Annotated in this window: 7 protein-coding genes; 2 read left to right on the plus strand and 5 right to left on the minus strand. The window is 36.7% G+C overall.

What is annotated here, in order from left to right; translation table 11 throughout:
- Positions 1-7 precede the first annotated feature (7 nt).
- Entirely contained in the window at positions 8-280 is a 273-nt protein-coding gene (locus B5F08_RS03695) for a DUF1294 domain-containing protein (protein ID WP_087376492.1), read from the minus strand.
- Positions 281-310: 30 nt separating this feature from the next.
- Between B5F08_RS03695 and B5F08_RS03700 the strand changes: the two genes are divergently transcribed.
- Positions 311-1,567 carry a glycoside hydrolase family 10 protein gene (locus B5F08_RS03700; RefSeq protein ID WP_087376494.1) on the plus strand — a complete coding sequence of 419 codons (1,257 nt, stop codon included), beginning with the start codon at positions 311-313 and terminating at the stop codon, positions 1,565-1,567.
- Between the two features lie 5 nt (positions 1,568-1,572).
- Here B5F08_RS03700 and mtaB read toward each other — a convergent pair whose 3' ends face one another.
- Complete coding sequence (gene mtaB, locus B5F08_RS03705; RefSeq protein ID WP_275532165.1) at positions 1,573-2,877, minus strand: tRNA (N(6)-L-threonylcarbamoyladenosine(37)-C(2))-methylthiotransferase MtaB; 1,305 nt, start codon at positions 2,875-2,877, stop codon at positions 1,573-1,575.
- A gap of 202 nt (positions 2,878-3,079) precedes the next feature.
- Between mtaB and B5F08_RS03710 the strand changes: the two genes are divergently transcribed.
- Positions 3,080-3,337 (plus strand): HPr family phosphocarrier protein, encoded by a 258-nt coding sequence (locus tag B5F08_RS03710; protein ID WP_158096205.1) that lies wholly within the window; start codon positions 3,080-3,082, stop codon positions 3,335-3,337.
- 192 nt (positions 3,338-3,529) lie between these two features.
- On the opposite strand, the gene B5F08_RS03715 is transcribed toward B5F08_RS03710, so the two are convergent.
- The 3 genes from B5F08_RS03715 to B5F08_RS03725 form a co-directional block, all read right to left on the minus strand.
- Positions 3,530-5,209, minus strand: a complete 1,680-nt coding sequence (locus B5F08_RS03715) for an FAD-dependent oxidoreductase (RefSeq protein ID WP_087376499.1) — start codon at positions 5,207-5,209, stop codon at positions 3,530-3,532.
- Positions 5,210-5,471: 262 nt separating this feature from the next.
- Positions 5,472-6,170 carry an RNA polymerase sporulation sigma factor SigK gene (gene sigK / locus B5F08_RS03720; RefSeq protein ID WP_087376501.1) on the minus strand — a complete coding sequence of 233 codons (699 nt, stop codon included), beginning with the start codon at positions 6,168-6,170 and terminating at the stop codon, positions 5,472-5,474.
- Positions 6,171-6,376: 206 nt separating this feature from the next.
- Positions 6,377-10,813, minus strand: a complete 4,437-nt coding sequence (locus B5F08_RS03725) for a discoidin domain-containing protein (RefSeq protein ID WP_087376503.1) — start codon at positions 10,811-10,813, stop codon at positions 6,377-6,379.
- Positions 10,814-10,877 lie beyond the last annotated feature (64 nt).

A 10,877-nucleotide genomic window follows, 5' to 3' on the forward strand; every position in this document is an offset into this window, starting at 1 on the left:
CCTGCCATTAAAACACATATTTACAGAGCAAAAATACAATTACACACTGTATCACGAATATAACCGGAATACCAACCATAAATTTAGCATGCAGAGTTTTATGTCTGATTCCCCTCATAGTAAGATACATGCCTACGCTTCCCCCTATTGCCGACAAAAGAAGCAAGGTTTTTTCCGGAACTCTTCTCCAGCCGTTTATAGCAGCTTTCTTATCAAATACTGTCACAATAACAGCTATGATATTTATTACTATTAAATACACAATGAAAATTTTATCCATAAAAATCATCTCCATAGGAAGTGTTGTTCAATGAAAATCACAAATAGGTTAAAGTTTATTTCTATCATTATTTTAGCTGCCGCTATACTCATAGCCGGTGCAGGCACAAAGCTGACAGATTTTTTCGGTGAGAATTTCAAAATTCCTCATTCGGAAAACAACAGCACTCAAAACAATCAATCTTCAAGCAGTTCCGAAGAAATCTCAAGGCTTCCAGATGAGGAAGTCCGTGGACTTTGGGTAAGTTATATAGACTTAAATATGAGCGGCACCGACTATTCACAGGAATCTTTTGAAAGTAAATTTGATACAATAGTCGATGACGCTTTAAAAAACGGATTTAATACACTTATTGTTCAGGTTAGGCCATTTGCCGACGCTCTTTATGATTCAGACTACTTCCCCACATCCCATGTCACTTTTCAAACACAGGGTGCAGAACTTACATATGACCCTCTTGAATACATGTGCAAAGCCGCACACGACAACAATCTGAGAATAGAAGCTTGGATAAATCCATACAGAATTAAAACTACAGATTTTCCTGACCCACTCAGCGATGACAACCCCTATATAAAAAATAAAAATCTTGGAGTAGTAACGGACACAGGTATCTATTTTAATCCAGCTTTTCCTGAGGTCACAGAGCTTATCTGCAATGGCGTAAGGGAAATATTAGAAAAATATCCCGTAGACGGAATTCAATTTGACGATTATTTCTACCCCACACAGGATAAAAGCTTCGATTCGGAGGCATATAATGAATATTATTCCTCACAGCTCAATAAAGGAGAAGAAGCCATGTCACTGGATGACTGGAGAGTGGAAAACGTCAACAGCATGCTGAGAGAAGTCTATAAAACAGTACATGAAACAAGCGACACCGCAGTTTTCGGAATATCTCCTCAGGGAAATCTCAGCAACAATGCAAAGCTTTACGCCGACGTAGTTACCTGGTGTACTACTGAAGGATATGCCGACTATATCTGCCCGCAGATATATTTTAGCCTTGACAACCCAGCACTCACTTTTGAGGACGCATTGCAGGATTGGATTGATATTGACTTTGCTCCGGGTGTAGAATTGTATGTCGGTCTTGCAGGCTATAAAGCCGGCAGTGACGCCGATTCCGGAACATGGCTTGACCGTGATGATATTATCAAAACACAAATTGAAATCATACGTGAAGCAGATATAAACGGATTTATACTTTACAGCTACAACTCTCTTGTAAGTGAAGAAGCTTCAAAAGAAATTGAAAATATGAGAAATCTTTTAACCTCATAAAAGCCTTATCGTACTAAACTGCCTATACAACAATCCTTTTCACAGCTTTCAATATAAACATCTGCAAATGTTCCGCAAAGCTTTTTGAAACTTTCTTCATCTTCTTTGTTTATTTTTATCTTTACATGGGTATAATTCTTTGTGTACCCCTCAAGAAAGCCGTCACGGCGAATGGTTTCTATTAAAACGGGTTCAGTTCTGCCCTTTTGAGAAGCCAAAAAGCCGAGACGGCTTTTATCTGTTTCTTCAATCATAATTTTGCTTCTTCTGTCTTTTTCCTCAGGGCTTACCTGATTAGGCATTTTATCGGCAACTGTTCCCTTTCTTCTTGAATAAGAAAAAACATGAACTTTTGCAAAACCAACGGACTTTACAAAGTCCAAAGATTTTTGAAATTCTTCCTCTGTCTCCCCTGCAAATCCAACCATAACATCTGTGGTAAAAGCCGGATTTTCAAAGGCTTCTGAAAGATTTTTAACGATATCCATATATTCAGCAGATGTATAATGTCTGTTCATTCTCTTTAATGTTTCATCACATCCGCTTTGAAGAGAAAGATGGAACTGCGGACAGAACTTTTTCTGAACAGACAATCGTTTAATAGTTTCCTTGTCCATCTTTTCAGGCTCTATAGAACCAAGTCTCACACGCTCTATTCCATCAACTGCACAGGCTACATCTACAGCGTCGCAGAGATTGCTTCCTGTGTCCTGGCCAAAGGCGCAGAGATTTATTCCTACAAGGACAACCTCTTTGTATCCCTTTTGTGCAAGAGCCTCTATTTCCTCTTTAAGCTGTGAAAGTTTCTTTGACCTAACTCTTCCTCTTGCGTAAGGTATAATGCAGTAGGAACAAAATCTGTTGCAGCCGTCCTCGATTTTAACAAAAGCTCTTGTACGCTCGTCAAAATCAGAAATCGCCATAGACTCAAATTCTTCCCCTGAGTTTTGATGTTCGGTTATATCTATAATCTGTTGTTTGCCGGAAAGATATCTTTCTATTGACGGGACAAGCATTTTTCTTGAGGCGTTCCCCAAAACTATATCGCAGCCCTCAAAAAGAGATGTATCATCAGGGAATGCCTGTGGCATACATCCGGTCAGCACAATTATTCCATGAGGATTTTCTCTTCTTATTCTTCTTATAAGCTTTCGGTTTTTGCTGTCACTGACAGAGGTAACCGTACATGTATTTATAACTGTGATATCAGCTATTTCTTTGTTATCGGATGGCATATATCCGGATTTTATCAAATTCTCTCTCATCACCTGTGATTCATACTGGTTCACTTTACATCCGAGAGTTATCACATTAAAATTCAAATTATCACCTTTTTCAATATTTTTAATACCATATGAAATGGTAGAGTATTTCTGTGAAAAATAAAACTGTCCACAGCGGATAGTATATCAGATAATTTTCAGAAAATCAAAAGAAATTTTTCAAAATACTTGATTATTCGTCAAATAAATGGTATCATGTACTTGATTTCGATTTTTGGAGGTATTTAAATTGTATACGAGAAATATCATAATTAAAAATCTTGATGATGCAAAGTCCATTGTTAACATCGCCAACAAGTACAAAAACTTGAGTATCAAGATTTCTAAAGACGATTATTCAATCGACGCTCATTCAATAATGGGGGTTATTTCTATGGGTGTACTGAACAGCGAATTTTCCGGCGCAATTTCTCTTAATGTTGACGGAGATGTTCCTGAGGACTTCAAAAAAGATATTGAAAATTACGTCGTAAACGAGTCACTCTGATAAGTATATTTCTACTTTGACAAAATGTCAATATTTATCCTTTCGACTCACTATTAAAACTACAAAATTTTATTTCGTGTTTTTATAAGCCGTCTTTCGACGGTTTATTTTTTTGCTTTTCATAAAAGACAACGTGAGACTATCTTTCGTTAAATCTCACGCTGTTTTTTATGTTAGTATATAAATTTAAAATTAGTTATTAGCATTTTTATCAGCTTCGAGTATCTTATAGAATCTATAACCACCGCTGAAGTTTTTGCACTTATATCCAAGCTGTGAAAGAATTCTCGCTGCAATATAACCTCTAAGTCCAATCTGACAGGTGATATATATTGTCTTGGATTTATCAAGTTCGGAAATTCTTGCTCTAAGATTATCTACAGGAATATTTATAAAACCATCAATGATTCCTGCATTTGCAACCTCTGCTTCTGTTCTTACATCAAGCAATATACCGTTTTCGTCAGCTTTTGCAGCTTCCAAATCCTCCCAGCAAATATGCTCAACTTTACCTGTAAGTGTATTTTCTATAACATAACCTGCCATATTTACTGGGTCTTTTGCAGAACCGTAAGGAGGAGCATAACAAAGCTCAAGGTTAGTCAAATCATAAGCTGTCATATTTGCTCTGATAGCAACTGCATATACATCGCATCTCTTGTCAACACCGTCTCTGCCAACAATCTGTGCACCCAAAATCTTTCCTGTTTTCTTTTCATATATGGTCTTTATAGCCATCATGGAAGCACCTGGATAGTAGGTAGCGTGGTTTGCGGAATATGTATAAACTTTTCCGTAATCAAGAACCTGTCTTTTTGCTTCTTTCTCGTTAAGTCCTGTAGATGCAACAGTTATATCGAATACCTTCATAACAGAAGAACCCTGAGTTCCGGTATAGACTGTTCCAAGGCCGCATATATTATCTGCAACAATTCTTCCCTGTTTGTTTGCAGGACCTGCAAGAGGAACATAGCTTTTTTCTTTAGTTATAAAGTTTGTAATCTCTATAACGTCGCCGATAGCGTAAATATTCTTTATATTTGTTCTCATATGGCTGTCAACTTTAATAGCTCCTCTTGAGTTTACCTCAATACCTGCTTCAATAGCCATTTTACTTTCAGGTTTAACACCTATAGCCATAACAACCATATCAGTTTCAACTTTTCTACCGCTTATAGTTACCTCAAGAGCATTGTCTTTCTCTTCGATTTCCTCTAAAGCACTGTTAAGCATAAGCTTAACCCCTTTAGATCTCAAGTGACAATGTACCTCTGCTGCCATATCATAGTCGATTGGAGCAATTACCTGATTGCTCATCTCAACGATTGTTACATCAACTCCGACAGCTTTAATGTTTTCTGCAATTTCAAGACCGATGAAACCGCCGCCAACAACAACCGCTCTCTGAGGCTTTTTATAATCAACATATTCCTTCAATCTCAAGGTATCAGGAATATTTCTGATTGTGAAAACTTTATTTGACTCTATACCCTTAATATTGGGTCTAATAGGGTCAGCACCCATAGAAAGCACAAGCTCGTCATAGCTTTCTTCGTATGTAGTTCCGTCTACAACTTTTTTAACTGTTACTTTCTTTACATCAGGATTTATTGCAATAACCTCGCTGAGTATTCTTACATCAACATTAAATCTAGCATTAAAGCTCTTTGGTGTTTGAAGTGTAAGGGCAGACTGCTCCTTAATTTCTCCGCTCACATAATAAGGAAGTCCGCAGTTTGCAAAAGAGATAAATTCACCTTTTTCAAACATTACAATTTCTGCGTTTTCATCAAGACGTCTGAGTCTTGCAGCGGCAGAAGCTCCGCCGGCAACACCGCCGACAATAACAACTTTCTTTTTGCTGTCGTTCATAAATATTCCTCCGTTTTCACATATTAAAAGATATTACAAGCAAAGCTTATTTTCTGATTCATATATATTATATAACTAATATTATACTTTATCAACAACAAACACTAGATTTTTATACAATATATTTTGTTTTGTTAACAAATAATCATTCAATTTTGTATAACTCTCTTAAAATATACTTATAATAAATATATAACGGCTTTATTATACTAATTTTGACATAACATTTCAGTGACCATATCACAAAAATAAAAACTCTTTATTAAAAAAGATTATCTCCTTTATCAAATCGTTTTCTAAGAAGAGATATTGCCTTTTTTTCAATTCGTGAAACATATGACCGTGATATGTCAAGCTTTTGTGCAACCTCACGCTGAGTTAACGGTTTACATCCGTTAAGTCCATAACGAAGAATTATTATCTTTTTTTCACGGCTATCCAACACTTCATCTATATATCTCGAAATTTTTTCACTTTTGATTTTTAAATCCAGTGTTTCAACTATATCATCATCCACAGACATTACATCCATTAAGGTCAGTGGGTTTCCATCTTTATCTGTATCAATAGACTCATTCAATGAAACATCCTGAGCCGATTTTCGGCAGTTTCTAAAATGCATTAAAATTTCATTTTCAATACACTTTGACGCATAGCTTGAAAGCTTTATATTCTTATCAGGGTCATAAGTGTTAATTGCTTTTATAAGACCAATAGTTCCTATAGAAACCAAATCATCCTGATCACTTTGGACGGAATAATATTTTTTGATTATATGTGCGACCAATCTTAAATTATGTTCTACCAATTTATTTTTTGCCTTTTTATCCTCTGTTTTTAGTCTGTCTATCCAATATTTTTCTTCTTCCGCAGAAAGCTTTTTTGGAAAAGCTCCTGTTGAACAAACATGTAGTATTAAGAAATAGAGATAATTGCCAATAGACGCAAGAAAATCCAGCATTTCATCACTCTTTTCATTTTAGTACTACATTCTATTCTCAACACATAAAATAATTGCAAGTCCATAATATATAAACTCAAAACACAATTTATTGGCAGCAAATTTTCATTTAATGTAAAACCTCGGATTTCAGTAATTGAAATCCGAGGTTTGTTTAAGTTTTAATTATTTTAAGAAAGTATTTTCTCAAAAAATCATGCACGTTATTACTTTTTAACAAGCATAATTTGGATCAATGTTGCATCCAAAACAGTTATAGAATTGCTGCTATCGATATCTGCTTCAGAAACAAAGAAATCAACATCAAGTTCCATTCTTGTAAGATATTTCTGAATCAATGTGACATCATTTACATCTACAGTTCCATTGTGATCAACGTCGCCCAACTTATACTCAGGTACTGAAGAAGCATCTTCAATTGCGCTTTCCAAAGCTGTTAATGCTTCATTTACGTTATTAGCTTCAGCCATTGGATTTTCTTCCATTGCTTTTGCGTAAATATAGCTGTTTACAAGCTCTTGGTAATTGCCCTTATCAACAATGGATACGCCAAGTTTATTCATAAGAGCTTCTGCCTCTGCAGTTTTCTCTGCAAGACTTGTTTTATCAACATTTTCAAATACCATAAATTCTCTCAGCTTAAATGTTGTCCCGTTAAGCAATGATACGCCCTGCATTTTTACATATCTGGCAGTTACAGGAGTATCAAGAGTAATTACCTCTTGTTTCTTATTGGTATCTGTATATGTAACAGTTTTAACGTCTGTCCATGCCTTACCATCTGTTGAAACCTGAATCTTATAAGTCTGAGGTGATCTATCCCACTGTAAAACTACTTCGCTGATTTCATGATTTTCAAAAAGATCTACTGTAAGGAAAGCACCGTTATAGTTACCCTCGAAGAAAGAGTCAATCTCTGTTACGCTTACATTATTTGAACCGTCAAGTGCAAAGCCGTCTCCGTCTGTTGCTTTCCAGCCTACTCTTATTTTCTTCCAGTCAACGTCATAATTGCCCATTCCAACAGTCTGTCCGTCTCCGGCAACGCCCTTATCCTGTGCAACATTGACCTTGTTATATGCTGTTCCTTTTGCAATGGCATTGATAAGCTCTGGTGAAAATGCTTTATTATAAACTTCAAAGTTACCAAGCTTTCCAACAAATCCTCCGCCTATATTTGTAACAGGAAGTACAAATGTTGTTGCAAGGTTCTCGTAATCGGTTTCAGAAGCAGAAGCTCTTCCCAAATGCTTAACCAAAACGCCGTCCACATAAAGTTTTGTTGCCTGCTGTGTACCGACAATTGTTACATTATGTTTTTCGTTAAGATTAAGTTTGTAATTTCCAAATGTCTGTTCAAAATAGCTTCTGTTTATTCTGAGAGTACCGTCTTCTTTTACTGAAAGTCTGCCGTCATATCCTTCCAGAATAGCGGAATTATCGCCGTTGCCTTCTCCAACTTCTATGTCGAAAGTTACGGTATATGGATAGCTTATGGTTTTAAGCGGAGTTGTAATCTTTGTATCTGCTGTAAATGTCATCATTCCATCCTCAACAGCTCCTCCGTTTACTATTGAAGCATCATAACCGTTTCCGCTCATATCATAAACAACATCGCCGGAAACATTTTCAAAGTCATACTTCATTACAAGATTTGACTGAGAGGCGACATTCATAGCTATATCTGTATTCTGAGTCTTATCTCTGAGCTTGCTAAATGTGAGTTCATATTCTTCATATGTGTCATCAGCTCTTACGCCGCCCCATGTTTTTTCTGAAGTAACGGCAGCTGCTCTGATTATTCTTTCATCGCAATCCTTCTCTGTAATACCAATAAGGTTAACATCAGCCCAGCAGGCGGTTTTTGCACCAAGAAGACCTGGCTCACCCTTAGTAATTTTTCCAACTGCAAATACAGTAGGATCCCAGTTTTCGTACATCCACTCAACATTAACTATATCACGGTTGTTTCTTCCTGGGTTGTTGTACATTATAGGTTGATCAACATTGATAATTTTGAATCCATCAGAAAGACGCTGGAATGGGTTATCCCATGATGTTGCCCAGCAATCCATCTCTACATCAGTATAATTGGAGATATTAGAACCTGTATAAGAGCCAAGACCTGCCCATACACGGACTGTCTTTCCTTTTGACTCCAAAAGTGCCTTTAACTCGTCAATAAGCTTTACCATGTTAGCACTTTCGTTAGACTTAATATTCCAGTATTCATCTATACCTATATGAACTGTGTCTGAAAGGAATGTTGGATCATCTTCATCAAGATACTCTTCAAACAAAAGTTTAACCATCTTAAGGGAATTTTCAAATCTGCCATCTTCCAATGACAAGAGTTCCCAGTTTCTGGTGCTGTTTACCGGACCTGTGATTCCCGCTTCTGCAGCCTCATCAGCATTTTCATAAACATATTTTGTAAGTGCCAAAGAATGTCCCGGAATATCAATTTCAGTTATTGTATCAACTCCGAAATCCATTCCATAGGTCTGAAGGTCTTTCCACTCTTCTTTTGTATAGGAAGGTGTTCCGCCCATACTCTCATTATAATACTCGTTTGATTTAGCTGTAGATGTAAGACTTGGGAATGTTTCGCTTTCAAGTCTGAAATATCCCTCTGTATCCTTCCAATGCTCATAACTTGTAACATCGCCGTTAGGATTATGAATGTTATCATTTATATGCAGATGCACTTCGTTTATCTTATACCATGAAAGCATTTTCTCATAATCTTTAAGCATCTGAATTCTATACGGAGCACGAGCGATATCTATCATAACTCCTCTGATTTCATAGTTTGGATAGTCTCTTATAACACCCATTGGAACATCAAGAGTATTATCCTGGAACAAAATCTGCTCAAGAGTTACTGTTCCATAATAAGCACCTGTATAGCCTGGAGCGTAAATTTTAAGACCCAGATGATTTGTTATCATAAAATAACCTTCGTCACCGACATCATATGTATCATCTGTCATTGCTTCAATGTAAATATCATTTTGATTTCCATCTGTGCCGGCAACAACCTGAAGGTCAAGTCCATAAGCATCCAAAAGATCCTCTTTTAAGTTCTCTGCAACTTTAGCAATGCCCAAATTGGCTTCATCGTTATAAACAATTCTTGTATCAGAAGTGATTGTAAAATTACCTGTATAGCCATACCATTCCTGAATATTGGGTATTACTGCAGGCTCCTCGTTAGGATTTTCAACCGGAGGATAGATGTTTGGAAATTCAGCTGTTTTATCCGGAACAGTAACAACAAAGCTTTTCTCCGCATAATCTTCAGCGTTTTCTTTGTTTTCAACTCTAACAATAACAGAAACATCTCTGTCTCCGATATTATAAGGTGTTACTTCGTTATCAAGGCTGATAACATTTTTAACCTCGCTGCCCTTGATAAATATCTTATAATCACTGTGAACCTGAGGAAGTTCAATAGAAGTTGAGTCTACAGTAAGTTCAGGTAGTGATGTTATCTTATTCATTATCTCTGCTGCTGAAGCAGGTGCATTTGGGTCGATAAGCTGAGTTCCGTAAATTTCAATTTCTTTTACGGAAATAGAATCCCATACTGCCTTTGAGTTAATTTCTGTAAAATAGAAACGAACATATCTGTCAAGTTCAGTTATATCAGTAAAGGTATCTATTTTGTTTGTTTCGTCGCTTGCAGCAACAGAAATATCTTTTACTGTTCTCCACTCATCATTAACAGAAGCTCTTGTCTGAATCTGATATTTTGTTGCCCAAACCTTAGCGTTGAAGTATACTTTTACTTCTGTAATATCTGTTACATTTGTTTTCAAATCAAGTTCAAGCCACTGAGGTTCTACCGGATCATTCCACATAGTTCTTCCGGATGACCAGCGTGAATCGGCGGTTTCTTTATCGCCATCAACTGTTTTGTCAGGAGTCCATGTTGAACTTTCAGAAGCGGAAGCAGTAGCATTTTTTCCCTGTGCCACATTTCCTGTCACTTCTACAAGCTCTGAGTCATCTCCGCCTGACTGAGTTCCGTTAATTTCAATTTCTTTAATAGAGATTGTTCCCCATGCAGCTGAAGAATTCAACTCGTTAAAATAGAAACGAACATATCTGTCAAGCTCAGTAACGTCATTTATTGTAAATACTTTATTTTGCTCTGTGCCGGAATCTGAAGTCACATTTTTTACAGTAACCCACTCGTCATCCTCTGAAGCTCTTGTCTGAATATCAAAATTTGTAGACCATGCAAGCTTATCAAATGTCAATGTAATATCGGTTATATTTGTTACTTCTTTCTCAAGATCCAAAGCAATCCATTGAGGTACTATTGGAGTAACATTATACACTCTTGCTGATGCCCAGCGTGAATCAGCAGAAGTTTTATCACCATCAACCGCTTTATCAGGAGTCCAAACATCGCTCTCGGAACCGGAGGCGGTTGCCGTCTTACCTAAGGCAACATTTCCCGTAAAGTCATCTTGTGTATTTAAGGCTATATCATTGTATACACTTTCAACTGTATTAAGGTCATTAACTGTTCCTGTATATGTATTAACTTTTTCCGTAGCAGATACAAAGCCAACAGACAATACTGATGAAATCAATAAAGCCGTACACAAAATAACTGATAATATCTTTTTCATTGTTCTCCTCCTTTTGTTCTAATTAGCAAAGTCGCCGGACATTTAATTATGCCCGACGACATAC

This window comes from Anaeromassilibacillus sp. An172 (genome assembly GCF_002160515.1).
Taxonomy (GTDB): domain Bacteria; phylum Bacillota; class Clostridia; order Oscillospirales; family Acutalibacteraceae; genus Limousia; species Limousia pullorum.

Excerpts from the sequence above, each read along its gene's own strand:
- B5F08_RS03695 (WP_087376492.1), bottom strand. The coding sequence starts at position 280 with ATGGATAAAATTTTCATTGTGTATTTAATAGTAATAAATATCATAGCT.
- B5F08_RS03700 (WP_087376494.1), top strand. The coding sequence starts at position 311 with ATGAAAATCACAAATAGGTTAAAGTTTATTTCTATCATTATTTTAGCT.
- B5F08_RS03715 (WP_087376499.1), bottom strand. The coding sequence starts at position 5,209 with ATGAACGACAGCAAAAAGAAAGTTGTTATTGTCGGCGGTGTTGCCGGC.
- sigK (WP_087376501.1), bottom strand. The coding sequence starts at position 6,170 with ATGCTGGATTTTCTTGCGTCTATTGGCAATTATCTCTATTTCTTAATA.
- B5F08_RS03725 (WP_087376503.1), bottom strand. The coding sequence starts at position 10,813 with ATGAAAAAGATATTATCAGTTATTTTGTGTACGGCTTTATTGATTTCA.